Genomic DNA, 22,702 nt, shown 5'->3' on the forward strand with positions numbered 1-22,702 from the left:
GCGCGAGCGGGCGCGCACGGGCCGGCCCCCATCAGGGCACGCTTGCGCCGCGCGGCGTCCACCGGCCCAACCGCGAGGCCCGGACGTGGCTGTACCCGGTTCGGTCGAGCCGGGCGTGCTGTCGGCAGGTCCTCGGACTTCGGACGCACCTATGGGTGCCTTTCATACCGTTGCGGGACAGTTCCGGATTCGCACCGGATTCCCCTGCGGCGACAGCGAGCACGAGCATACATGTGGGGGCCCCCTCCTGGGGGACCCCCTAGATGTTGTGTCGCGCGCCGACTACAGCGCGAGACCGTACGTGAGCAAAACGAGTTCGGGGACGGGTTCCCAGTCCCGTTCCGGCGACCGTACGAAGCCCAGGCGCTCGTAGATCCGGTGCGCGGCCGGCATGTCCGGGGTGGTCGACAGGACCAGCCGCCGTACGCCCTCCACGGCCCGGGCGCGGTCGATGCAGGCCCGTACGAGCGCCTCGCCGGCGCCGCGGCCGCGGCCCTCGCGGGCGACCGCCAGCATCCTGAACTCGGCCTCGTCCGCGCGGGCGATGTCACACAGCGCGCTGCCCGGCGCGGCGAAGGTCACACCGCCGACGACGCGCCCGTCACCGAGCACGGCGACGAGTACCTCGGCCGCCGCGGCGCGCCCGGCCACGTCCCGGAGCCTGGCGAGGTACGGGTCGCCCTCCCCGTACGTGAGCAGCCCGTCCCCGAGGTAGGCCCGGGCGGTGATGTCACCCAGCGTCTCGTACTCCGCGGGCAGGGCGGCTCTGATGGTGATGTCCATGGCACCGAGTGTGCCCCGGTGTTGCGGAAAGGGCCGCCGCGTTTCCCGGGGGGAGACGCGGCGGCCCTCGGCCGGTTCAGCAGCAGCGGAAGCCCTCGCGCGGGTCGGCCTCGCGGGCGTCGGTGCGGGCGCGCTCGAAGGCGCGTCTGGTGAGGACCTCGGCGTCCGGGTCGTGGGAGCGGGCGTGGGCCACGTAGCGGTCGTAGGCGGCCTCGCCGGAGAACTCCCGTACGTAGTACCTGGCTTTGGCCAGCGCCTCCCGGACGCCGCTCACGCCACCGGCTCCTTGGTCTTGCCGCCGCCGGAGTCGAGGCCGGCCGCGGCGAGCTCCCTGCGCTCCTCGGGGGTCGCGATCAGACCCGCCGGGGCGACGATCCTCGACTCGCTCCAGGGGACTTCGGTGAGCGCGACGTCCTGCGGCGCGCGGACCGCCTTGACGCAGACGCGGGCGGCGTCCACCAGCACGACGACGATCAGCAGGGCGAACAGCACGGACAGCACGCCGTCCACCGTGGCGTTGGTGACCACGGTGTGCATCTGGTCGAGGTTCTTCGCCGGCTTGATGACCTTCCCGGCGTCGATGCCGTCCTGGTACAGGTCGCGCTGCGCGAAGAAGCCGATCTTCGGGTTTTCGGAGAAGACCTTCTGGTAGCTGGCGGTGAGGGTCACCGCCACGTCCCAGGCCAGCGGGAGGCCCGTCACCCAGGCCCACTTGAGGCGGCCGGACTTGACGAGCAGTGTGGTGCAGACCGCCAGGGCGACCGCCGCCAGCAGCTGGTTCGCGATCCCGAACAGGGGGAACAGCTGGTTGATGCCGCCCAGCGGGTCCTCCACGCCCACCCACAGGAAGTAGCCCCAGCCGCCGACCACGACCGCGCTCGCGATCCACACGCCCGGCTTCCAGCTGACGTCCTTGAAGGACTTGTGCACGTTCCCGAGGGTGTCCTGGAGCATGAAGCGGCCGACGCGGGTGCCCGCGTCGACGGTGGTGAGGATGAACAGGGCCTCGAACATGATGGCGAAGTGGTACCAGAAGGCCTTCATCCCGGCGCCGCCGATGACGGAGGAGAAGATCTGCGACATTCCGAGTGCGAAGGTCGGCGCGCCGCCCGTGCGGGACAGCAGGGTGGTCTCCTCGACGTCCTTCGCGGCCTGGGCGAGGGCCTCGGGGGAGATGGCGAACCCGAAGTGCGTGACCGCCTGCGAGGCGCTCTCGACGGTGGCGCCGACGACCCCGGCGGGGGAGTTCACCGCGAAGAACAGGCCCGGCTCGATGATGCATGCGGCGATCACGGCCATGACGGCGACGAAGGACTCGGTGAGCATCGCGCCGTAGCCGATGACCCGGACCTGGGTCTCCTTCTGGATCATCTTCGGGGTGGTCCCCGAGGAGACCAGTGCGTGGAACCCGGACAGCGCGCCGCACGCGATGGTGATGAAGACGAACGGGAACATCGAGCCGGAGAAGACGGGGCCGTCGCCGCGCGAGGCGAAGTCGGTGACGGAGGGCATCTTGAGCACGGGCATCGCGATGACGACGCCGACCGCCAGCAGGGCGATGGTGCCGACCTTCATGAAGGTGGAGAGGTAGTCGCGCGGGGCGAGCAGCATCCACACCGGCAGCACGGAGGCCAAGAAGCCGTAGGCGACCATCCAGATGACCAGGGTCTGCTTGTCCAGGGTGAAGACGCCGGCGAAGGAGGAGTCGGCGACCCAGCCGCCCGCGATGATGGCGAGCAGCAGCAGGGCGACACCGATCAGGGAGACCTCGGTGATCCGGCCCGGGCGCAGGACGCGCAGGTAGAAGCCCATGAAGAGGGCGATCGGGATGGTCATGCCGATGGAGAAGACGCCCCAGGGGGAGTCTGCCAGCGCGTTGACGATGACCAGGGCGAGGACCGCCAGCAGGATGATCATGATGACGAACACGGCGACCAGTGCGGCCGCTCCGCCGACCGGGCCGATCTCGTCACGGGCCATCTGGCCGAGCGAACGGCCGTTGCGGCGGGTGGAGAAGAACAGCGTCACCATGTCCTGGACGGCGCCCGCGAAGATCACACCCGCCACGATCCAGATGGTTCCCGGCAGGTAGCCCATCTGCGAGGCGAGCACGGGACCGACCAGCGGGCCCGCGCCGGCGACGGCGGCGAAGTGGTGGCCGAAGAGCACGCGGCGGTCGGTGGGATGGAAGTCGACACCGTTGTCCAGGCGTTCGGCCGGGGTGGCCCGGGTCTTGTCGACCCTGAGGACGCGGTCGGCGATGAAGCGCGAGTAGAAGCGGTAGCCGATGGCGTACGAGCCCAGCGCGGCGGCGAGCAGCCACGCCGCGGAGATCTCCTCACCCCGCGAGAGCGCGAGCACGCCCCAGCCGATGGCCCCGATGAGGGCGACGAGCACCCACACGGCGATCGACTTGGGCGAGAGCCCCCCTGACGAGGCTCCCGCCGTGTCCCGTGTCGTGCCTGTTGCTTCCGGTTCCGGCATGATCCTCGTCCCCTCGTTGATCACTGCTGAGCGCAGGGAATCTACGGGGGCCCGACCGGTGGACGTAAGCCCCCGTCCGTATAGCGGTACGAGCGTCCACCGAGGGCCGATCAGGAGTCAATGAGGTATCAGGGGGCGGGCCGCTTGAGGCGGGCAACGAACTTGTAACGGTCGCCGCGATACACCGAACGTACCCATTCGACCGGCTCACCGTCGGCGTCCAGCGAGTGCCGGGAGAGCATCAGCATCGGCAGGCCGACGTCCGTGCCGAGCAGTCCGGCCTCGCGCGGGGTGGCCAGCGAGGTCTCGATGGTCTCCTCGGCTTCGGCCAGCCGCACGTTGTACACCTCGGCGAGGGCCGTGTAGAGGGAGGTGTACTTGGCCAGCGAACGGCGCAGCGCGGGGAAGCGCTTGGCCGACAGGTGGGTGGTCTCGATGGCCATCGGCTCGCCGCTGGCCAGGCGGAGCCGTTCGATGCGCAGGACGCGCCCGCCGGCGGCGATCTTGAGGAGTCCGGCGAGGGTGTCGTCGGCCGTCACGTAGCCGATGTCCAGGAGCTGGGAGGTCGGTTCCAGACCCTGGGCGCGCATGTCCTCCGTGTAGGAGGACAGTTGCAGCGGCTGGGAGACCTTGGGCTTGGCGACGAAGGTCCCCTTGCCCTGGATGCGTTCGAGCCGGCCCTCCACGACGAGTTCTTGCAGGGCCTGGCGGACGGTGGTCCGCGAGGTGTCGAACTCGGCCGCGAGCGTGCGCTCCGGCGGCACCGGCGTGCCGGGCGGCATGGTCTCGGTCATGTCGAGCAAGTGCCGCTTGAGTCGGTAGTACTTGGGAACCCGCGCCGTGCGAGTGGCCGGCCCGCCTTCCGGCTCCGTGGTCGCCCCTTCGGTGGCCATCGCCGCCCGCCTTCCCGACTCCAGTTTCGCTGCCGTCACCGGCTCCTCCGATATGTGCGGTCACATCGTGACACGGGTGGGAGGACAGGCCTCCTCCCTCCCACAGGTGTCGGTCCGGTAACGGACCGATCACCCGCTCATTAGACCCTTGACACCCCTAAAGGTCTAGGCCAAGCTCCGGTTACTGGTCTACACCAATATGGATCGGATCCCGGCCCCACGCTCAGTACTTCGCGTATGTCACCGCGGCGGGCAAGGGAAGTGCAGGAAGGCATCCCTGAGGAGGGTGGCGTGAAGCGCAAGCTCATCGCGGCGGTTGGAGTCGCGGGCATGGTGATCGGCCTGGCGGCGTGCGGCGGTTCGGACAGCAAGGGCGGCGACACGGCCGACAAGGCGTCCGGCGCCAAGGAGCTCACCGTCTGGCTGACGGTCGACGCCCAGAACAACTGGCCGGAGCTGGTCAAGGCGGCCGACGACGCGATAGTCGCCAAGCACCCGGGTCTGACGGTCAAGCACGAGTACTACGGCTGGCCGGACAAGAACGCCAAGCTCGACGCCGTCCTCGCCACGGACAAGGCCCCGGACGTCGTCGAGATGGGCAACTCCGAGATGATCGGCTACATGTCGACCGGAGCCTTCTCCGAGGTCGACCCGTCGAAGTTCGACAACTCCGCCGCCTGGCTCGACGCCTTGAAGCAGTCCGTCACCTACGACGGCAAGACCTACGGCGTCCCCTACTACGCCGGTGGCCGCGTCGGCACCTGGCGCAAGGACCTGGCCGCCGAGGTCGGCGTCACCGCCGCCCCCAAGAGCTGGGCCGAGCTGACCTCAGCCCTGGACAAGATCCAGGCCGCGAAGGGCGACAAGTTCAGCGCCCTGTACCAGCCCTCGCCGGACTGGTACGGCGCGATGTCCTTCGTCTACGACAACGGCGGCGCCATCGCCAAGAAGGACGGCGGCTCGTGGAAGGGCTCCCTGTCCTCCCCCGAGTCGGTCAAGGGGCTGCAGCAGTACAAGGAACTCCTCGACAAGTACATGCACGCGGACAAGACCAAGGACGAGGCCGACCGCCCGGTCGTCTTCGGCCAGGGCAACTCCGCCGCCATCTTCGCCGCCGCCTGGGAAGGCTCCACCGCGGCCGACCCGAAGAGCGACAAGGTCGGCGGGCTCAAGGACAAGCTCGAGAACTTCGTGATGCCCGGCCCGAACGGCAAGAACCTCCCGGTCTTCCTCGGCGGTTCGGACCTCGCGGTCCCCTCCAAGTCCAAGGCCAAGGACATCGCCGCCGAGTGGATCAACGCCTTCACCGGCGCCCAGGGCCAGAAGGGCCTGATCGCCAAGGGCAACCTGCCCAACAACAAGACGGACCTCGGCCCGCTCAAGGCCGACCCCAAGACCCAGGTCCCGGCCACCGCCGCGGAGTCCTCCTGGTTCGTCCCGACCGCGCCCGGCTGGGGCCAGGTCGAGAAGGGCAAGGTCCTGCAGACCATGCTCCAGGACATCGGCACCGGCAAGAAGTCGGTCGAGGACGCGGCCAAGGCCGCCGACGCCGAGATCGACAAGGTCATCAACACCAAGTGACCTGAGTGAGGGGCCCCGCCGGACCGGCGGGGCCCCGCTGCCCGTCAAGAGAGGGACCCCCGAGGAGCACGCGATGAGTGCCGCACAGACAACCACCGCCGATCTGCCGCCGGCACGGCAGCGGACTTCCACCGGACCCGGGACGGGCAAGACCTCCGCGCCGGGGCCGCGCGGCCGCAAGGGCCCCGGCGCGACCCCCTGGCTGCTGCTGGCCCCCTGCCTGCTGATCATCGTCCTCGTCATGGGATACCCGCTGTTCAGGCTGGTGTCCCTCTCCTTCCAGAGTTTCGGCAAGTCCGAGCTCTGGGGCTTCAAGGACGCGCGGTTCGTCGGCTTCGACAACTTCACCAAGGTCCTCGGCGACGGCGTGTTCTGGTCCGTCGTACTGCGCACCATCGTCTTCGCGGCCGGCGCGGTCATCCTCACCATGGTCATCGGGATGCTCGTCGCCCTGCTGCTCCAGAAGGTCGCCGGCTGGGTCAAGGCGCTCATCAGCATCGCCCTGGTGGCGAGCTGGGGCATGCCCATCATCGTCGCCACCGCCATCTTCAAGTGGATCTTCGACACCGACTACGGCGTCCTCAACTACCTGCTGAGCAGGCTCCCCGGCGTCGACATGATCGGCCACAACTGGTTCGCCAGCGGCCCCCAGGGCCTCGCGGTGATCACGCTGCTCGTCGTCTGGGGCGCGGTGCCCTTCGTCGTCATCACCCTCAGCGCCGGCCTCACCCAGGTGCCCAAGGAGCTGGAAGAGGCGGCACGCCTCGACGGCGCGGGAGCCTGGGGCGTGTTCCGCCACGTCACCCTCCCCATCCTCAAGCCGATCATCGTCATGCTGACGACCCTCTCGGTCATCTGGGACATGGGTGTCTTCCCGCAGGTGTTCGTGATGCGGGGCGGCAACCCCGAGGCCGAGTTCCAGCTGCTGACCACCTACTCGTACAAGCAGGCCTTCGTGGTCAACGACTACTCGGGCGGCTCCGCGATCGCCCTCGTCACCGTCCTGCTGCTGCTCGGGGTGGTCGCCGTCTACATGCGCCAGATGCTCAAGATCGGAGAGGTGGAGTGACCTCGACCACCGCGGCCGCCCCGGCCACCGCGTCCCCCGGCGCCCCCCGCTACAAGCAGAAGAAGAAGAAGAAGTCCAGGCTCGGCTGGAACCTCCTCGGCCTGCTGGTCTTCGTCACCGCCGGGTTCCCGGTCTACTGGATGCTGAACACGGCCCTCAAACCGGCCAAGGACGCGATCGACCCGAACCCGCACTTCTTCCCGACCACCTTCACGCTGGACAACTTCCGTCGGGCGCTGGAGATCTCCGACTTCTGGGGACCGGTCGGGCGCAGCATGATCGTCTCGCTCACCGTGGTCGTCATCGGCATCGCCGTCGGCATGCTGGCCGCCCTGGCCATCTCCCGGTTCGCCTTCCGCGGCCGCAAGATCGTGATCGTCGGCATCCTCGCCGTCCAGATGATCCCGCTCGTCGCGATGATCATCCCGGTCTTCCTGCTCCTCAACGACCTCGGCCAGTACGACAAGCTCAGCGGCCTGATCATCACCTACCTGACCTTCATCCTGCCCTTCACGGTCTGGACGCTCCGCGGCTTCATCGTCAACATCCCCAAGGAGCTGGAAGAAGCGGCCATGGTCGACGGCTGCACGCCCACCGGCGCCTTCCTGCGCGTCGTCTTTCCGCTGCTCGCCCCGGGCATGGTGGCCACGTCCGTCTACGGATTCATCCAGGCGTGGAACGAGTACCTCTACGCCCTGATGCTGATGAGCCAGCAGAACCAGACGGCCACCGTCTGGCTCGGCAACTTCACCACCAAGAACGGCACCGAGTTCGCCCCGATGATGGCCGGCTCCACCATGATGGCGCTGCCCATCGTCATCCTCTTCCTCATCGTCCAGCGCAAGATGGCCGCGGGCCTCACCGCCGGCGCCGTGAAGGGATAACGGCCCATGACTGTCCTCGCGCACCGGACGGACACCCTCACCCGCGACGCCCTCGCGGTCCTCCAGCCCGGCTTCGAGGGCTCCACCGCCCCCGCCTGGCTGCTGCGCAGGCTCGGCGAAGGACTGCACTCCGTCGGCCTGTTCGGCCGCAACATCACCTCCCCGGCGCAGCTGGCCCGGCTCACCGCCCAGCTGCGCGCCGAGCGGGACGACGTCCTGGTCGCCATCGACGAGGAGGGCGGCGACGTCACCCGCCTGGAGGCCCGCCACGGCTCCTCCTTCCCCGGCAACCTGGCCCTGGGCACCGTCGACGACACCGGCCTGACCCGGGCCGTCGCCCGCGAGCTGGGCCGCCGCCTCGCCGCCTGCGGCGTCAACCTCAATTGGGCGCCCTCCGCGGACGTCAACTCCAACCCCGACAACCCGGTCATCGGCGTACGGTCCTTCGGCGCCGACACCCACCTCGCCGCGCGGCACACCGCCGCCTACGTCCAGGGCCTGCAGGCCGCCGGGGTCGCTGCCTGCACCAAGCACTTCCCCGGCCACGGCGACACCAACGTCGACTCGCACCTCGCCCTGCCGCGCATCGACGCCGACCCGGACACCCTCGCGGCGCGGGAGCTCGTACCGTTCAAGGCCGCCGTCGAAGCCGGGACGAGGGCCGTGATGAGCGCGCACATCCTGGTCCCCGCCCTCGACGCGACCCGCCCCGCCACGCTCAGCCCGCAGATTCTGACGGGCCTGCTGCGCAAGGAACTCGGCTACGAGGGCCTGATCGTCACCGACGGCATGGAGATGAACGCCATCGCGGGGACGTACGGCATCGAGCGCGGCTCCGTCCTCGCCATCGCCGCCGGCGCCGACGCGATCTGCGTGGGCGGGGGACTGGCCGACGAGGCCACCGTCCTGCGGCTGCGGGACGCGCTGGTCGCGGCCGTACGCGAGGGTGCGCTGGCCGAGGAGCGGCTCGCCGACGCCGCCGCCCGGGTCCGCGACCTCGCCGGATGGACCCGCGCGCAGCGGGCCGCCGCGGTGCCGGGCGCGCCGGAGGGGAGCGCGCCCGGCATCGGCCTGACGGCGGCCCGCCGGGCCCTGGTCCTGACCGGCCGGGTCGGCGCGGTCGAGGCCCCGTACGTGGCCACGCTCGCGCCCGTCGCGAACATCGCGGTCGGCGACGAGACCCCGTGGGGGGTCGCCGCCGAGCTCGCGGCGCTGGTTCCCGGGACCGCCGCGGGCGTCTACCGGGAGGGGGCCGGCGCGGGAGAGATCCTGGCCGCGGCGGGGGACCGTACGGTCGTCGCCGTGGTCCGGGACGCGCACCGGCACGGCTGGATGACGCGGGCGCTGGACGCGCTGGTCGCGGCCCGGCCGGACACCGTGGTGGTCGAGATGGGCCTGCCCCGGGCCGAGCCCCGCGGCGCCCTCCACATCGCGACGCACGGTGCGTCCCGGGTATCCGGCCGCGCGGCCGCGGAAGTCATCGCGGGCGCGTAGGTCCGGGGCGGAGCCCGAGGAAGCGACCGGAGGGCGGGCAGGGAGCTCCGCGCAGCGGCATGCACGCGGCCGACACCGAAGGGCCGGCACCCGAAACGGGGCCGGCCCTTCGGGCGCGTGGGGGAGGTGCCGCCTAAAGCCCCTGCCACGCGGGCTTGTCGGCGTAGGTCTGCCGGAAGTAGTCGGCCAGCTTCAGCTTCGACGCCGCGGCCTCGTCCACGACCACCGTCGCGTGCCGGTGCAACTGGAGCGCAGAGGCGGGGACGAGGGCGGACAGCGGCCCCTCGACGGTTTGTGCGACGGCCTCGGCCTTGCCTTCACCGGTGGCGAGCAGCACCAGGTGGCGGGCGTCGAGGATCGTGCCGATGCCCTGGGTGATGACGTGGTGCGGGACCTGGTCTATGTCGTCGTCGAAGAAGCGGGCGTTGTCGACGCGCGTCTGGTGGGTCAGCGTCTTGATCCGGGTCCGCGAGGCCAGCGAGGAGCAGGGCTCGTTGAACCCGATGTGCCCGTCCGTGCCGATGCCCAGCAGCTGGAGGTCGACGCCCCCGGCCTCGGCGAGGGCGCGGTCGTAGGCGTCGCAGGCGGCCACGATGTCGTCCGCCGAGCCGTCGGGCCCCATGAAGGACGCCTCGGACAGCCCCAGCGGCCGGACGACCTCGCGCAGCACGACGGCGCGGTAGGACTCCGGGTGCCCGGCCGGCAGGCCGACGTACTCGTCGAGCTGGCAGATCCGGACCTTGGAGACGTCGGCCTCGCCGGCCTTGACCTTGGCGGCGAGCGCCTCGTAGACGGGCAGCGGGGTAGAGCCGGTCGCCACACCGAGCAGGGCGTCGGCCTTGCGGCGGACCAGGGCGGCCATGGCCTCCGCGATGAGCTCGCCGCCTGCCTTGGCGTTCGGGACGATGACAACTTCCACGCGGGGCCTGCCGATCTGGAGAGGTTGGTGTGGTATAGACCAATCTAGCAGAACCGGGCCCGTCCGCGGCGGGCCTTGCGCCCCTCTTCCATCGTGATCCGAATGTCGCGCGCCGGCCTCTCGGCGAGGGTTCGGGGGCCTACAGCAGCGCGAGCTGGAGGCCGCCCGACGCGTCCAGGTGCCTGCCCGTCATCCAGCGCGAGTCCGGGGAGGCCAGGAAGGCGACGATGTCCGCGACCTCCTCCGCCGTTCCGGTGCGGCCGAAGACCGAGCGGGCCGATACGTGCGCCCGGGCCGCCGGGTCGGCCAGCCAGCCCGCGTTGAGGCCGGTCTCGATGACGCCCGGCCCCACCGAGTTCACCGTGATGCCGCGCGGCGCGAGCGCGGCGGCCAGTGACACCGTCAGGGCGTTCACCGCCCCCTTCGCCGTGATCGTCGCCAGGATCGCCGGCAGCGCGATGTCGGGCGTGCCCGTCACGTTCACGATCCGGCCCCCGTCCCGCAGGCGGGTCAGCCCGTGCTTGATCACGAAGAACGGCGCCTTCGCGTTCAGCGCGTGCGCCCGTTCGTAGGTCTCCTCGTCCGTCTCCTCGATGCCCGCGAAGGTGGCCGCCCCCGCGTTGTTGACCAGGATGTCCACCCCCGGGTCAGCCTCCGGGTGGGCGGCGTACGCGGCCCAGAGCGCCTGCGCGTCCCCCGGGACCCCGAGTTCCGCCCCGATCGCGAAGGCCCGTCCGCCTTCCGCCCCGATCGCCGCCACCGTCTCCCGCGCCGCCGCCGCGTCGTGCCCGTAGTGCACCGCCACCAGCGCCCCGTCCCGCGCCAGTCGCTGTGAAACGGCCCGGCCGATGCCCCGGCTGCCGCCCGTGACCAACGCCGTCTTCCCCTTGAGCACGCCCATGACGCGCCCCCCTTCGTAATCAATAGTGGTCGCTACAGAATGAACGTACCAGATTCCCTAGCGGCCGCTATAGAATGAGGGCATGGTGACCGGACAGCGCGGCAGGCCCCGTTCCTTCGACCGTGACGCCGCCCTGGACGCGGCCATGCGCCTCTTCTGGGAGCGCGGGTACGAGGCCACCTCGATCGCCGACCTCACGCGGGAACTGGGCATCGGCGCCCCCAGCCTCTACGCGGCCTTCGGGGACAAGCGCACCCTCTTCGACGAGGTCGTGGCGGCCTACGGCGCCCGGTACGCGGACTTCGCGGCCGTGGCGCTCACCGAGGAGCCCAGCGCCGGCGCGGCCGTGCGGCGGATCCTGCGCGAGGCCGCCGCCATCTACACCGATCCCGCCCACCCCAAGGGCTGCATGGTCCTCAGCGCGGCCGTCAACACCGCCTCCGACGAGGTGGCCGAGGCCCTGCGGCAGCGGCGCGAGGCCGGCCTCGCCCTGTTCGAGAGCCGGATCAGGGCCGACGTCGCCGCCGGTGCGCTGCCGGCCGGTACGGACGCGTGCGGGCTCGCGCGCTACGTCGCAGCGGTGCTCCAGGGGATGTCCCAGCAGTCACGGGACGGCGCGGGCCGAAAAGAGATGGAAGCGCTCGCGGAGGCGGCGATGGCGGCCTGGCCGCGATAGGCAACCCGTACGCGTCCCGTAGGCCCCGCGCCTTCCGGCCGGATTCCTCCGGGCCGTTTCCTCCGAGTCATTTCCTCTGGGCCACGGTGCAGGACGGGACCCTCAGCCCGCCCGGCACCGTAGCCCGGAGTACTTACGGCCGGCGGGTGTGCGGTTCCCGGCGGCCGGTGGGAGGGGCCTGCGCGGTCAGGGCAGAGCGCGCGGCTTACCTCGATCCGTCCTCCTGTGCGGGGAGGGCGGAAGCTTAAACCATTGTGGACTAGACCAATCTGTCCTGTCCATCCAAGGACAGGGGTTGTAATCCCGTCACTTCCTCCAACAGTACGCGGCGCAGGGGCCTCCTGGATACTCCCTGGTATTCGCCGTGGGGAAAGTCATGGCCGTACCCGGGGTACGCTCGGCCCGTGCCCTCCATGAACGACCTCGTACGCCAGCACACCGCTCTCAGTGAAACCGACCTGGAGTGGCTGCACCTGCTGGTCTCGGAGTGGCAGCTGCTCTCCGACCTGTCCTTCGCGGACCTCGTGCTCTGGGTTCCCACCCTCGACGGCACCCGGTACGTCTCGGTCGCGCAGATGCGCCCGAACACCGGCCCCACCTCGTACCAGGACGACATGGTCGGCCACCTGGTCCCGCGCGGCCGCCGCCCGCTGCTGGACGCCGCGCTCGACGAGGGCCGGATCGTCCGCGAGGGAGACCCGGAGTGGCGCGAGGAGGTCCCGGTGCGCGTCGAGTCGATCCCCGTCCGGCGCGAGGGCCGGGTACTCGGAGTGATCGCGCGCAACACCAACCTGCTCACCGTGCGTACACCGAGCCGGCTGGAGCTGACCTACCTCCAGTCCGCCTCCGACCTGGCCCAGATGATCGCGGCGGGCTCCTTCCCCTTTCCCGGCCAGCAGGTCGACATGGACGCCTCCCCGCGCGTCGGGGACGGACTGATCCGGCTCGACGCCGAGGGCGTGGTGACGTACGCCTCCCCGAACGCGCTCTCCGCCTACCACCGCCTCGGGCTCGCCTCCGACCTGGTCGGCCAGCACCTCGGCACCACCACCGCCGAACTGGCCCCCTCGCGCGGCCCGGTGGACGAGGCGCTGGTGAAGCTGGCCAGCGGCTGGGCCCCCCGCGAGACGGAGATCGAGGGCAACGGTGGGGTCATCCAGCTGCGGGCCATCCCGCTCAAGCCCAAGGGCACCCGGATCGGTTCCCTGGTGCTGTGCCGCGACGTCACCGAACTGCGCCGTCGCGAACGTGAACTGATCACCAAGGACGCGACCATCCGGGAGATCCACCACCGGGTGAAGAACAACCTCCAGACGGTGGCGGCGCTCCTGCGCCTCCAGGCCCGCCGGATGGATTCCCCGCAGGGGCGCGAGGCGCTGAACGAGGCCGTGCGGCGCGTCGGTTCGATCGCGATCGTGCACGAGACGCTCTCTCAGAACCTCGACGAGCGCGTGGAGTTCGACGAGATCGCCGACCGGGTCATCGCGATGGTCGCCGAGATCTCGCCCGGCAAGGTCGCCTGCCGGCGCACCGGCCGGTTCGGGATCCTGGACGCGGAGGTCGCCACTCCGCTGTCGATGGTGCTGACCGAGGTCCTGCAGAACGCCCTGGAACACGCCTTCACCCAGGGGGAGGGCGGCACGGTCGAGGTGTCCGCCACCCGCTCGGGCACCGGCCGTGCCGACGCGCGGCTGTTGATCAAGGTGCTGGACGACGGATGCGGCCTGCCCGAGGGCTTCGACCCGCAGCGGGCCGGCAACCTCGGGCTCCAGATCGTCCGCACCCTGGTCGAGGGAGAGCTCGGCGGTACGTTCGACATGGTCCAGGCCGAGCCGCACGGCACCCGGGTCGTCCTCGACATCCCGGCCAGCCCGCAGAAGTAGGGCGGCCGGCGGTGACGCAGCGCAGCGACCGGCACCTCACGCAGTGTTACGGATCCTGCCCGGCACAGCACTGAGCCCCGGACCGATGGTTCCCGGTCCGGGGCTCAAGAGCACGTTGCTGAGCGCTTCTCAGGGTTCTACGCGCTGCGGCTCGAGGCTCGAAAGTCGATGTCAGGCGCTGGCGTTGCGCGCCCGGTTGCGAGCGGCGCGGCGCTTCATGGCGCGGCGCTCGTCCTCGCTGAGACCGCCCCAGACGCCGGAGTCCTGACCGGACTCGAGCGCCCACTGCAGGCACTGCTCCATGACGGGGCAGCGGCGGCAGACGGCCTTGGCTTCCTCGATCTGCAGCAGCGCAGGACCGGTGTTGCCGATGGGGAAGAAGAGCTCCGGGTCTTCCTCGCGGCAAACGGCGTTGTGACGCCAGTCCATGGCTGCTCCATCTCCTTGTATTGCGAACAGGTTGCTTGTGAATGTGAACGCTTTCACGAATCCCCCCGTGAGGGAAGGGCTGGCCCCCAGAAGACGACTGGGGGGTCCGAAGATTCGTGGTGGGGTTCTGGCGATCTGTGCGGGTGCCGGGTTGTGCGGGCTGTCCCGATCGCCATGTAGAGATTCGCAAACCTCGGACGGGGATACAACCCCTTCCGGAAAGTTTTTTTGGATTCGTCGGTGTCGACTAGGTCACAGCCCTAGTTCCTGGGGGTGTACCGGCGTGTAAACGTTCGAGTGAAAGGATTTTTGGCTCTTCTACTCACACAATCACACGCAGTGCACGGCGAACGCCTGTGAACTGAACGCTGGTCCGCAATCCGAGGTGGTCGCCGTCCATCTGGAAGGGCAGCGGAACCTTCGAATGCAAGGTGAAGTCGGTCAGATCGTGCAGAGTCACCGCGTGCTTGCCCTGCGGACCGCGCTCAGGAGTCGAGGTCAGGAGCTGTGTGGCGTACTTGGCGACCGCCGGAGTTGACAAACGGTCCAGTGCCAATACGTCAAGTGCGGTATCGAACGACGCGTCCGGAGAGGCGTACAGAGGGCGGTTTCCCAGGTAGGTCCAGGGCGAGGTGTTGCAGACTATCGACAGCACGAGGTCCCTCACGGGTTCCACGCCGGGCCGCTCCAAGGTGACCGTTCCGTGCCGGCGGTTCGGTTCGTCGAGGAACTGGCGCACGAGCTGTCGTACGTACAGGGCATGCGTCGAACGCTTGCCGCGCTCGCGCTGCTGCTCGACCCGGCCCACCACCCCCGCGTCGAAACCGAAGCCCGCGCAGAACGTGAACCAGCGCGACGGGACCGACTCGTCCTCCGTGCCGGGGGTGCCGGCCGCCAGGCCCAGGCCCACCGTGCGCTCGCGCTGCTCCCGCAGCGCGTCCAGCAGGGCGCCGGTCGCCTCGACCGCGTCGTTGGGCAGCCCGAGCGCGCGGGCGAACACGTTCGTCGACCCGCCCGGGACCACCGCGAGCCTCGGCAGCCGCTCGGGGTCGGGGCCGTCGTGCAGCAGGCCGTTGACCACCTCGTTGACCGTGCCGTCGCCGCCCAGGGCCACCACGAGGTCCAGACCCTCGTGGGCCGCCTTGCGTCCCAGGTCACGGGCGTGACCCCGGTATTCGGTGGTCACCGCCTCCAGCTTCATCTCGCTGGCCAGGGCGTGGGTCAGGACGTCACGCGTACGCGCACTGGTGGTCGTCGCTGCTGGATTGGCCACGAGAAGTGCACGCATGAACGCCAGCCTACCCACCCGTCCGGAGGCGGCCCGTACTGCCCGCCCCCGGGCACCGTCCCCTCCGGCGCGGGCGGCGCGCGGCTACCCTGCTGGAGTGAGTGAGAAGCCGACCCCGAATGCCATGACCTCCGATGCGCCCTGCGCCGCGGCGCCCGCCGCGCTGCCCGGCCGGCTGACCGCCGCCGCCGTGCTCTGCGCCCTCCAGGGCCTGGCCCTGGCCGGCCTCGGCGGCTACCTGCTGTTCGTCGGAGTCGCCGGGCACGTCGACTCCGCCCAGCAGTCCGAGACCGGCGGCCTGACCCTGCTCGCGCTCGCCGCGCTCCCGCTGATCGCGGCGCGCGGGCTGCGCCTGGGCCGACGCTGGAGCCGGGGCCCGGCGCTGATCACCCAGCTGATGGCCCTGCCGGTGGCGTGGACGCTGTGGACCGCCGGCGGTGCGCTGACCGCCGCCGCGGTGGCCCTGGCGGCGGCCGCGCTGGCGGTCGTGGTCCTGCTGGTGAACCCGACGGCGACCGAGGCCCTCGGTATCGGACCGGCCTAGGGCCGTCGGATTCCCGCGCTCACTCCTCCACGAGGAGCTTGTCGCGCAGCTGGGCCAGGGTGCGGGCCAGCAGGCGGGAGACGTGCATCTGGGAGATGCCGACCTCCTGGGCGATCTGCGACTGCGTCATGTTGCCGAAAAACCGGAGCAGGAGGATCCGCTTCTCTCGCGGCGGCAGTCCCTCCAGCAGCGGTTTGAGGGATTCGCGGTACTCGACCCCCTCCAGCGCCTCGTCCTCCGAGCCCAGCGTGTCCGCGACCGCCGGCGACTCGTCGTCCGTGTCCGGGACGTCCAGCGAGAGCGTGCTGTAGGCATTGGCCGATTCCAGCCCCTCCAGCACCTCCTCCTCGGAGATCCCGAGCCGCTCCGCCAGCTCGTGGACCGTGGGGGAACGGCCGTGCTGCTGGGAGAGTTCCGCCGTGGCCGTGGTCAGCGAGAGCCGCAGCTCCTGGAGGCGCCGGGGCACCCGCACCGCCCAGCCCTTGTCGCGGAAGTGCCGCTTGATCTCGCCGACGACGGTGGGCGTGGCGTACGTGGAGAACTCGACCCCCCGGTCCGGGTCGAACCGGTCCACCGACTTGATCAGGCCGATCGTCGCCACCTGGGTCAGGTCGTCGAGCGGCTCGCCGCGGTTGCGGAACCGCCGCGCCAGGTGTTCCACCAGCGGCAGGTGCATCCTGACCAGGCGGTTGCGCAGTTCCGCCCGCTCCGGCGAACCGTCGGGCAGCTCCCGCAGCTCGAAGAACAGGGCCCGCGCGCCACTGCGGTCGCGGGGGTCCGGCAGCGCCGGAGCCGCCTGAGCCACGGCCGCGGGTGGCTGTGAGGATTGTGGTTCGTCGTGCTGGTTCTCGCTCATAGGGCCCGCCCGTCGCTCCGCCGAGTCCAAAAAGCCGTCTTCCGCATCCGCGTCAGCCGGGTGCGGCCGGGCGTGCTGCTGCTCCGGGATGCCGCCGTCGACCTCATGCCGTACCCGGGGCCGATCCCCGCCCCGCACCGGGATCTCCCCGCCGCTCACGCCGGGCCTGGCCCCGCGCCGCGCTGTTTGTAAAGGCTGATGCACACCGTGCGGTCCTCCTCGACCGTAGCCTCGACCTTGCCGGCCAGGGCCGACAGGACCGTCCACGCGAAGGTGTCGCGCTCGGGTGCGCGGCCGTCCGTGGTCGGTGCCGAGACGGTGACTTCCAGCGAATCGTCGATCAGCCGGAACACACAGCTGAGGACGGAGCCGGGCACGGCCTGCTGCAGCAGGATCGCGCAGGCCTCGTCGACCGCGATGCGGAGGTCCTCGATCTCGTCGAGGGTGAAGTCCAACCGTGCCGCGAGACCGGCTGTCGCCGTGCGCAGCACCGAAAGGTAGGCACCCGCGGCCGGCAGCCGGACTTCGACGAAGTCCTGGGTCGCGGGCTCGCCTGCGATCTGGGACACCCTCACCTCCAAGGTGGTACGAGCTCTGTTCGCCGGTGACGCTATCGCGATCCGGGTGATCGTGTCGCGGCACCCCTCACGGCACCCGCTGGGAGTGCCCGGGACACCCGCCGTTCCTGCGGCCGGTGACCGATGGTAAGCCCATGGGTACACACAGTGGCTAGAGGGCTGCGGGCCCAATTCGGGGGAACCGGCGGAGGGTTGACCTACCCCGCCTCAGACGATCGAACCGTCGACAAAACACCACCGCCACGTCTCGCCCGGTTCGAAGCTGCGCATCACCGGATGGCCCGTCTCGTGGTGGTGCGCCGTGGCGTGCCGGTAGGGGGAGGAATCGCAGCACGCCACGTGTCCGCACCCCAGGCACATCCGGAGTTGCACGGGATGGCTGCCGATCGCCAGACATTCCGGGCAGGTCGGGGCAAGCGGGACGGGCTCGGGGCGCGGCAGTTCGGCAACGTGGGTGCACTCGCTCATGATGGCCAGCGTACTGACGTGCGGGCGCACGGGACGGTTGATACCGAGGAGGATCGATCTTCGATGGAGGTATTGCAGCTGGTGGCCCTGGTGGCGGGCAGCGCGGTCGTCGCCGGGGTGGCCCGCCGCACACCGGTGCCCGCGCCGCTGCTGCTCGTCGCCGCCGGCCTGATCGCCTCGTACGTCCCGGGCGTGCCGTCGTACACCCTCGACCCGCACATCGTGCTGCCCCTGCTGCTGCCGCCCCTGCTGTACACGGCCTCCATGGAGAGCTCGTACCTGGACCTGCGGGCCAACGTACGGCCGATCGCGCTGCTGTCCGTGGGGTACGTGATCTTCGCGACGCTCGCCGTGGGGTACGCGGCCTACGTGCTGGTGCCCGGCCTGACGCCGCCCGTCGCGCTGGTGCTGGGCGCCGTGGTCGCACCGCCGGACGCGGTGGCGGCGACGGCGATCGCCCGGAAGCTGGGACTGCCGAACCGGATCACGACCATCCTGCAGGGCGAGTCCCTGGTCAACGACGCCACCGCGATCACCGCCTACAAGGTGGCGCTGGCCGCCGTCGTCGGCACCGGCGCGGGCTGGGCGGGCGGAATCGCGGAGTTCCTGCTCGCGTCGGTGGGCGGCGTCGGGGTCGGGCTGGTGCTGATGGTGCCGATCCACCTGCTGCGCAGGCGGCTGCGGGAGCCGCTGCTGCAGAACACCCTGTCCCTGCTGATCCCGTTCGTCGCGTACGCGACGGCCGAGCGGGTGCACGCCTCGGGCGTGCTCGCGGTCGTCGTGGTCGCGCTGTACCTCGGGCACCGCAACTGGCAGGTCGACTTCGCGACCCGGCTCCAGGAAGCCGCGGTGTGGAAGGTGGTCTCCTTCGTGCTGGAGTCGGTCGTCTTCGCGCTGATCGGCCTCCAGCTGCCGGTGGTCCTCAAGGGACTGGCCGAGTACGAGGGCCCGCGCGCGGCCTGGTACGCGCTGGCGGTCTTCCTGGCCGTGGTGGTGTCGCGGTTCGTCTGGGTGTTCCCGGCGACGTTCCTGCCGAGGGTGCTGTCCGAGCGGATCCGCAGGCGGGAACCGGAGACGAACTGGAAGGCGCCGGTCATCGTGGGCTGGGCCGGGATGCGCGGGGTGGTCTCGCTGGCCATCGCGTTCTCCGTGCCGATGAACGTGCCGCACCGGAACCTGATCCTGTTCCTGACCTTCACCACCGTCATCGCGACGCTGGTGGTGCAGGGCCTGACCCTGCCGCCGCTGATCCGGCTGCTGCGGCTGCCGCCGCGCGACGTCCAGGCGGAGACGCTGGCGGAGGCCCAGGCGCAGAGCGAGGCCTCGCGGGCGGCGGAGGACCGGCTGGACGAACTGCTGGCCGAGCCGCGCAACGCCCTGCCGGGGCCGCTGGCGGACCGGCTGCGGACGGTGATGGAGCGACGGCGCAACGCGGTGTGGGAGCGGCTCGGCGAGGTCAACCCCGTCACGGGGGAGTCCGCGGACGACATCTACCGGCGGCTGGCCGGGGAAATGATCGAGGCCGAGCGGGAGGTGTTCGTGGCGCTGCGGGACCGGCGGCAGATCGATGACGAGATGCTGCGGGCGCTGCTGCGCCGGCTGGACCTGGAGGAGGCCGCGGCCTACCGGGAGGAGTCGGCCTGAGGCCGGCCGGCGCCCTCGCAGGGATCGGGGGCGCCGGTGACGACCGCGGCGAGGGTGGTGCCGCGGCGGAAGGCGCCGGACCCGGTCAGCGCGGCCAGGGCCCAGAGCAGCTTCGCCACGTAGACCCGCTCGACGGGGATGCCGTGCCGCGCCTCGAACCCGGCGGCGAAGGCCTCCAGCTCGGCCGGGATCCGGGCGTAGCCGCCGTGGTGGAACCCCTCGGCCAGCGTCCAGTCGCCCGCCGGGCCGCCGAAGGCCTGCCGCTGGAGGGAACGTATCTCCGCTTCCAGGAAGCCGCCCGCCAGCACCGGGACGCCGACGGCCCGCTGACCGGGCCCGAGCCCCGCCGCCAGGCCGGCCAGGGTGCCGCCCGTCCCGCAGGCGACGGCGACGACGTCGGCCGCCCCGCGCAGCTCGCGGCCCAGTTCGGCGCAGCCGTGCAGGGCGAGGGCGTTGCTGCCGCCTTCCGGGATCACGTACGCGTCGGCAGCGCCGACCGCGGCGAGCAACCCGGCCAGCACCTCCGGCTCGGCCTTGCGGCGGTACTCCGAGCGGGACACGAAGTGCAGCCGCATCCCGTCGGCGGCGCAGCGGGCCAGCGAGGCGTTCAGCGGCCGCCCGGCCAGCTCGTCCCCGCGCACCACCCCGACGGTGGCCATCCCGAGCAACCGCCCGGCGGCGGCGGTGGCCCGCAGATGGTTGGAGTACGCCCCACCGAAGGTCACCAGCCCGGCACGACCCCGCTCCACGGCGGCCCGCAGATTGGGCGCGAGCTTGCGCCACTTGTTCCCGGGCAGCTCGGGATGCACGAGGTCGTCCCGCTTGACCACCACCCGAACACCGTGCCGCTCGAACCGCTCGTCGCGGATCTCCTGCAACGGGGACGGCGGGCGCGGCTGCAAGAGCACGTCGGGGTTCGCGGGACGGTTCACCCGTCCATTGTGGCGCCGCTCCTGCCGCTGCCGTCGCACGTCAGGGCCCCGCCCACGCCCGCCGGGGCGTATGGGCGGGGCCGGGGCCGGCTCGCCGGACCGCCTACTTGAGCCGGTCCGACACGCGGTCGCGGAACCAGTCCATCGTGAAGCCCTTCGGGTCGATCTTGCCGGGCTGCCATTCGAGGTGGCCGATCACCGAGCGTTCGCACCAGCCGTGGACCCGGCACACCGCGGCCGCCGCCTTGACCATCGCGTCCAGCTGGACCTGCGGCCACGGGTCGTCGCCGGAGCCGAGGTTCTCGCACTCGAAGCCGTAGAAGCAGCGGTTGCCGTCGGTGTCGGCGCGGTGGTCGGGCGGCAGGCGCTTCTCCGCGATCACCGCCGCCAGGACGTCGGAGTCGCCCGCGCCCGCATGGTTGGCGCGGCCGTAGCCGACCAGGTGGACGCGGCCGTCCTTGGTGATCACCCCGTGGCAGAGGGGGCCCGGCAGCTCTTCGTCACCGTCGCGGCAGAGCGAGACGGTGTACGCGGTGCCGTGCGTGACGGTGTGGTGGATCATCACCCCGTGCACCGGACCCCAGGGCCCCTTGTGGTTGCGGTTGTGGGTGCGCCAGGCCCCGACCTCCACGACGGTCAGGCCCTCGTCCCGCAGCGCTTCGATGAACCGGTCCGCGGACATGGGTGCGGACATGGCCGCCTCCTTCGCAGTACGCGCGTGGCGGTCACCTTGCGTGCTCGCCCCGTCACGTACCGGTGTAATGGAAGCGCCCCTTCCGGGCTAGTGGGTTCGTACGGCGAGCGAGCGGATCCGGCCAGCCCCGCCCCGGCCGCTGCCCCGGCCGCCGCCCCTGACCCGGCGGCCCATGACAGTGCCCACCCCACCGACGGAGTAGTCCCACCCTTTTGTGTAATGGTCCCACTACGGCCCGTGCTGAAAGCTGGACCCGCAGATCCATGGAGTGATCGAAAGGGAAACACATGTCGGTCCAGGCAGGTTCCGAGTCCGAGGCCCAGGCGCAGAGCCCCCAGCGGAGCCTCGGCACCTCGGCCGCGCGGAACTTGGCAACCACGACCAAGTCCGCGCCGCAGATGCAGGAGATCACCTCACGGTGGCTGCTCAAGACGCTCCCCTGGGTGTCGGTGCAGGGCGGCACGTACCGCGTCAACCGCCGGCTGAGCTACTCCGTCGGCAACGGCATCGTGGAGTTCATCAAGACCGGCACCCAGGTCCAGGTGATCCCGGCCGAGCTCGGCGAACTCCCGCTGCTGCGCGACTACGAGGACCTCGACGTCCTCACCGAACTCGCCGCCCGCTGCCAGCAGGTCGACTTCGCGCCCGGCGAGGAGCTGACCTCCTTCGGCAGCCCCTCCGACAAGGTCTTCCTCCTCGCCCACGGCCGCATCGAACAGGTCGGCCCCGGCCCCTACGGCGAGGACGCGGTCCTGCGCACCGTCGCCGACGGCGCCTTCTTCGGCGAGGACGCCCTCGTCGACGAGGAGGCGATCTGGGAGTACACCGCACGGGCGGTCACCTCCGGAACCGCGCTCGTCCTGACCCGCCAGGACTTCCAGCTCCTCGCCGACCGCGTCGACTCGCTGCGCGCGCACGTCGACACCCAGCGCTCGCTGCCGCCCCAGCGCACCAACAAGTACGGCGAAGCCGCGATCGAGCTCTCCTCCGGCCACCAGGGCGAAGCCGTCCTCCCCGGCACCTTCGTGGACTACGAGGCGCGCCCGCGCGAGTACGAACTCTCCATCGCACAAACGGTTCTCCGGGTCCACACGCGCGTCGCCGACCTGTACAACCAGCCGATGAACCAGACCGAGCAGCAGTTGCGGCTCACGGTCGAGGCGCTGCGCGAGCGCCAGGAGCACGAGATGGTCAACAACCCGGACTTCGGCCTGCTCCACAACGCCGACTACGACCAGCGCATCCAGCCGCACGACGGCGCGCCCAGCCCGGACGACATGGACCAGCTGCTCAGCATGCGGCGCGACTCCAACCTCTTCCTCGCCCACCCCAAGGCCATCGCGGCCTTCGGACGCGAGTGCAACAAGCGCGGCCTCTACCCGGAGGCGGTCGACATCGGCGGCCACCGGATGCCGTCCTGGCGCGGAGTCCCGATCTTCCCGTGCAGCAAGATCCCGATCAGCGACGCCCGTACGACCTCGATCCTGTGCATGCGTACGGGCGAGGAGGCGTCCGGCGTGATCGGCCTCCACCAGCCGGGCATCCCGGACGAGATCGAGCCGAGCATGTCGGTGCGGTTCATGGGGATCAGCGAGCAGGCGATCATCTCCTACCTCGTGACCGCGTACTTCTCCGCCGCGGTCCTGGTGCCGGACGCGCTCGGCATCCTGGAGAACGTCGAGATCGGCCGCTGGCGCTGAGC

22 protein-coding genes and 1 riboswitch are annotated in these 22,702 nt (G+C 70.8%); of the genes, 9 read left to right on the top strand and 13 right to left on the bottom strand.

The features are described 5' to 3' along the window. Positions 1-106 precede the first annotated feature (106 nt). Positions 107-229: riboswitch (cobalamin riboswitch) on the bottom strand. Positions 230-282: 53 nt separating this feature from the next. The 4 genes from IE207_RS08270 to IE207_RS08285 form a co-directional block, all read right to left on the bottom strand. Then, the gene (locus IE207_RS08270; protein WP_190183351.1) at positions 283-783 is read right to left on the bottom strand and encodes a GNAT family N-acetyltransferase; all 501 of its coding nucleotides are present in this window, start codon (positions 781-783) and stop codon (positions 283-285) included. Between the two features lie 76 nt (positions 784-859). Then, positions 860-1,057: a YbdD/YjiX family protein gene (locus tag IE207_RS08275; RefSeq protein ID WP_190183352.1), complete on the bottom strand. Its 198-nt coding sequence runs from the start codon at positions 1,055-1,057 to the stop codon at positions 860-862. Further along, entirely contained in the window at positions 1,054-3,267 is a 2,214-nt protein-coding gene (locus tag IE207_RS08280; protein ID WP_190183353.1) for a carbon starvation CstA family protein, read from the bottom strand. Before IE207_RS08280 ends, IE207_RS08275 begins: the two co-directional genes overlap by 4 nt. 128 nt (positions 3,268-3,395) lie before the next feature. Further along, complete coding sequence (locus tag IE207_RS08285; protein ID WP_190183636.1) at positions 3,396-4,160, bottom strand: GntR family transcriptional regulator; 765 nt, start codon at positions 4,158-4,160, stop codon at positions 3,396-3,398. Between the two features lie 291 nt (positions 4,161-4,451). Here IE207_RS08285 and IE207_RS08290 point away from each other — a divergent pair, with 291 nt between their 5' ends. The 4 genes from IE207_RS08290 (at position 4,452) to IE207_RS08305 (ending at position 9,188) form a co-directional block, all read left to right on the top strand. After that, a complete protein-coding gene (locus tag IE207_RS08290) occupies positions 4,452-5,741 on the top strand; it encodes an extracellular solute-binding protein (RefSeq protein ID WP_190183354.1) in 1,290 nt (429 codons plus the stop codon). Between the two features lie 73 nt (positions 5,742-5,814). Next, positions 5,815-6,810 carry a carbohydrate ABC transporter permease gene (locus IE207_RS08295; RefSeq protein ID WP_190183355.1) on the top strand — a complete coding sequence of 332 codons (996 nt, stop codon included), beginning with the start codon at positions 5,815-5,817 and terminating at the stop codon, positions 6,808-6,810. Next, positions 6,807-7,694: a carbohydrate ABC transporter permease gene (locus tag IE207_RS08300; RefSeq protein WP_190183356.1), complete on the top strand. Its 888-nt coding sequence runs from the start codon at positions 6,807-6,809 to the stop codon at positions 7,692-7,694. The genes IE207_RS08295 and IE207_RS08300 overlap by 4 nt, the downstream gene beginning before the upstream one ends. 6 nt (positions 7,695-7,700) lie before the next feature. Further along, positions 7,701-9,188 carry a glycoside hydrolase family 3 protein gene (locus tag IE207_RS08305; protein WP_190183357.1) on the top strand — a complete coding sequence of 496 codons (1,488 nt, stop codon included), beginning with the start codon at positions 7,701-7,703 and terminating at the stop codon, positions 9,186-9,188. Positions 9,189-9,321: 133 nt separating this feature from the next. Here IE207_RS08305 and nagB read toward each other — a convergent pair whose 3' ends face one another. Together nagB and IE207_RS08315 are read right to left on the bottom strand one after the other, a co-directional pair. After that, the gene (gene nagB, locus IE207_RS08310) at positions 9,322-10,107 is read right to left on the bottom strand and encodes a glucosamine-6-phosphate deaminase (protein WP_190183358.1); all 786 of its coding nucleotides are present in this window, start codon (positions 10,105-10,107) and stop codon (positions 9,322-9,324) included. Positions 10,108-10,246: 139 nt separating this feature from the next. After that, positions 10,247-11,008, bottom strand: coding sequence for an SDR family oxidoreductase (locus IE207_RS08315; RefSeq protein ID WP_190183359.1), 762 nt, complete (start codon positions 11,006-11,008; stop codon positions 10,247-10,249). A gap of 82 nt (positions 11,009-11,090) precedes the next feature. Here IE207_RS08315 and IE207_RS08320 point away from each other — a divergent pair, with 82 nt between their 5' ends. Continuing rightward, a complete protein-coding gene (locus IE207_RS08320) occupies positions 11,091-11,684 on the top strand; it encodes a TetR/AcrR family transcriptional regulator (RefSeq protein WP_190183360.1) in 594 nt (197 codons plus the stop codon). 413 nt (positions 11,685-12,097) lie between these two features. Further along, positions 12,098-13,567 carry a sensor histidine kinase gene (locus tag IE207_RS08325; RefSeq protein ID WP_190183637.1) on the top strand — a complete coding sequence of 490 codons (1,470 nt, stop codon included), beginning with the start codon at positions 12,098-12,100 and terminating at the stop codon, positions 13,565-13,567. Positions 13,568-13,738: 171 nt separating this feature from the next. Here IE207_RS08325 and IE207_RS08330 read toward each other — a convergent pair whose 3' ends face one another. Together IE207_RS08330 and IE207_RS08335 are read right to left on the bottom strand one after the other, a co-directional pair. Continuing rightward, the gene (locus IE207_RS08330) at positions 13,739-13,996 is read right to left on the bottom strand and encodes a WhiB family transcriptional regulator (RefSeq protein WP_003953983.1); all 258 of its coding nucleotides are present in this window, start codon (positions 13,994-13,996) and stop codon (positions 13,739-13,741) included. A gap of 322 nt (positions 13,997-14,318) precedes the next feature. Then, positions 14,319-15,284, bottom strand: a complete 966-nt coding sequence (locus IE207_RS08335) for a diacylglycerol/lipid kinase family protein (protein ID WP_190183361.1) — start codon at positions 15,282-15,284, stop codon at positions 14,319-14,321. A 97-nt stretch (positions 15,285-15,381) separates the two neighbouring features. On the opposite strand from IE207_RS08335, the gene IE207_RS08340 reads away from it, so the two are divergent. Next, positions 15,382-15,828 carry a hypothetical protein gene (locus tag IE207_RS08340; RefSeq protein WP_190183362.1) on the top strand — a complete coding sequence of 149 codons (447 nt, stop codon included), beginning with the start codon at positions 15,382-15,384 and terminating at the stop codon, positions 15,826-15,828. A gap of 19 nt (positions 15,829-15,847) precedes the next feature. Here the strand turns inward: IE207_RS08340 and IE207_RS08345 are convergent, their stop codons facing one another. The 3 genes from IE207_RS08345 to IE207_RS08355 form a co-directional block, all read right to left on the bottom strand. Continuing rightward, on the bottom strand, positions 15,848-16,828 hold the full coding sequence (locus IE207_RS08345) for an RNA polymerase sigma factor SigF (RefSeq protein WP_373304691.1): 981 nt from the start codon (positions 16,826-16,828) through the stop codon (positions 15,848-15,850). A gap of 11 nt (positions 16,829-16,839) precedes the next feature. After that, positions 16,840-17,253, bottom strand: coding sequence for an ATP-binding protein (locus IE207_RS08350; RefSeq protein ID WP_136215044.1), 414 nt, complete (start codon positions 17,251-17,253; stop codon positions 16,840-16,842). 216 nt (positions 17,254-17,469) lie between these two features. Continuing rightward, the gene (locus IE207_RS08355; protein ID WP_190183364.1) at positions 17,470-17,730 is read right to left on the bottom strand and encodes a UBP-type zinc finger domain-containing protein; all 261 of its coding nucleotides are present in this window, start codon (positions 17,728-17,730) and stop codon (positions 17,470-17,472) included. Positions 17,731-17,793: 63 nt separating this feature from the next. Here IE207_RS08355 and IE207_RS08360 point away from each other — a divergent pair, with 63 nt between their 5' ends. Further along, entirely contained in the window at positions 17,794-19,374 is a 1,581-nt protein-coding gene (locus tag IE207_RS08360; protein ID WP_190183365.1) for a Na+/H+ antiporter, read from the top strand. Here IE207_RS08360 and IE207_RS08365 read toward each other — a convergent pair. Both IE207_RS08365 and IE207_RS08370 read right to left on the bottom strand, forming a co-directional pair. Beyond that, entirely contained in the window at positions 19,353-20,306 is a 954-nt protein-coding gene (locus IE207_RS08365; protein WP_190183366.1) for a 1-aminocyclopropane-1-carboxylate deaminase/D-cysteine desulfhydrase, read from the bottom strand. The genes IE207_RS08360 and IE207_RS08365 overlap by 22 nt on opposite strands. A 103-nt stretch (positions 20,307-20,409) precedes the next feature. Beyond that, positions 20,410-21,000: an N-acetylmuramoyl-L-alanine amidase gene (locus tag IE207_RS08370; RefSeq protein ID WP_190183367.1), complete on the bottom strand. Its 591-nt coding sequence runs from the start codon at positions 20,998-21,000 to the stop codon at positions 20,410-20,412. A gap of 287 nt (positions 21,001-21,287) precedes the next feature. On the opposite strand from IE207_RS08370, the gene IE207_RS08375 reads away from it, so the two are divergent. Next, positions 21,288-22,700 carry a family 2B encapsulin nanocompartment shell protein gene (locus IE207_RS08375; RefSeq protein WP_190183368.1) on the top strand — a complete coding sequence of 471 codons (1,413 nt, stop codon included), beginning with the start codon at positions 21,288-21,290 and terminating at the stop codon, positions 22,698-22,700. Positions 22,701-22,702 lie beyond the last annotated feature (2 nt).

It is taken from the genome of Streptomyces cirratus (genome assembly GCF_014650775.1).
Lineage (GTDB): Bacteria > Actinomycetota > Actinomycetes > Streptomycetales > Streptomycetaceae > Streptomyces > Streptomyces cirratus.

Excerpts from the sequence above, each read along its gene's own strand:
- IE207_RS08285 (WP_190183636.1), bottom strand. The coding sequence starts at position 4,160 with ATGGCCACCGAAGGGGCGACCACGGAGCCGGAAGGCGGGCCGGCCACT.
- IE207_RS08315 (WP_190183359.1), bottom strand. The coding sequence starts at position 11,008 with ATGGGCGTGCTCAAGGGGAAGACGGCGTTGGTCACGGGCGGCAGCCGG.
- IE207_RS08305 (WP_190183357.1), top strand. The coding sequence starts at position 7,701 with ATGACTGTCCTCGCGCACCGGACGGACACCCTCACCCGCGACGCCCTC.
- IE207_RS08355 (WP_190183364.1), bottom strand. The coding sequence starts at position 17,730 with ATGAGCGAGTGCACCCACGTTGCCGAACTGCCGCGCCCCGAGCCCGTC.
- IE207_RS08375 (WP_190183368.1), top strand. The coding sequence starts at position 21,288 with ATGTCGGTCCAGGCAGGTTCCGAGTCCGAGGCCCAGGCGCAGAGCCCC.
- IE207_RS08270 (WP_190183351.1), bottom strand. The coding sequence starts at position 783 with ATGGACATCACCATCAGAGCCGCCCTGCCCGCGGAGTACGAGACGCTG.
- IE207_RS08320 (WP_190183360.1), top strand. The coding sequence starts at position 11,091 with ATGGTGACCGGACAGCGCGGCAGGCCCCGTTCCTTCGACCGTGACGCC.
- IE207_RS08325 (WP_190183637.1), top strand. The coding sequence starts at position 12,098 with ATGAACGACCTCGTACGCCAGCACACCGCTCTCAGTGAAACCGACCTG.
- IE207_RS08330 (WP_003953983.1), bottom strand. The coding sequence starts at position 13,996 with ATGGACTGGCGTCACAACGCCGTTTGCCGCGAGGAAGACCCGGAGCTC.
- IE207_RS08360 (WP_190183365.1), top strand. The coding sequence starts at position 17,794 with ATGGAGGTATTGCAGCTGGTGGCCCTGGTGGCGGGCAGCGCGGTCGTC.
- IE207_RS08280 (WP_190183353.1), bottom strand. The coding sequence starts at position 3,267 with ATGCCGGAACCGGAAGCAACAGGCACGACACGGGACACGGCGGGAGCC.
- IE207_RS08335 (WP_190183361.1), bottom strand. The coding sequence starts at position 15,284 with ATGCGTGCACTTCTCGTGGCCAATCCAGCAGCGACGACCACCAGTGCG.
- IE207_RS08295 (WP_190183355.1), top strand. The coding sequence starts at position 5,815 with ATGAGTGCCGCACAGACAACCACCGCCGATCTGCCGCCGGCACGGCAG.
- IE207_RS08370 (WP_190183367.1), bottom strand. The coding sequence starts at position 21,000 with ATGTCCGCACCCATGTCCGCGGACCGGTTCATCGAAGCGCTGCGGGAC.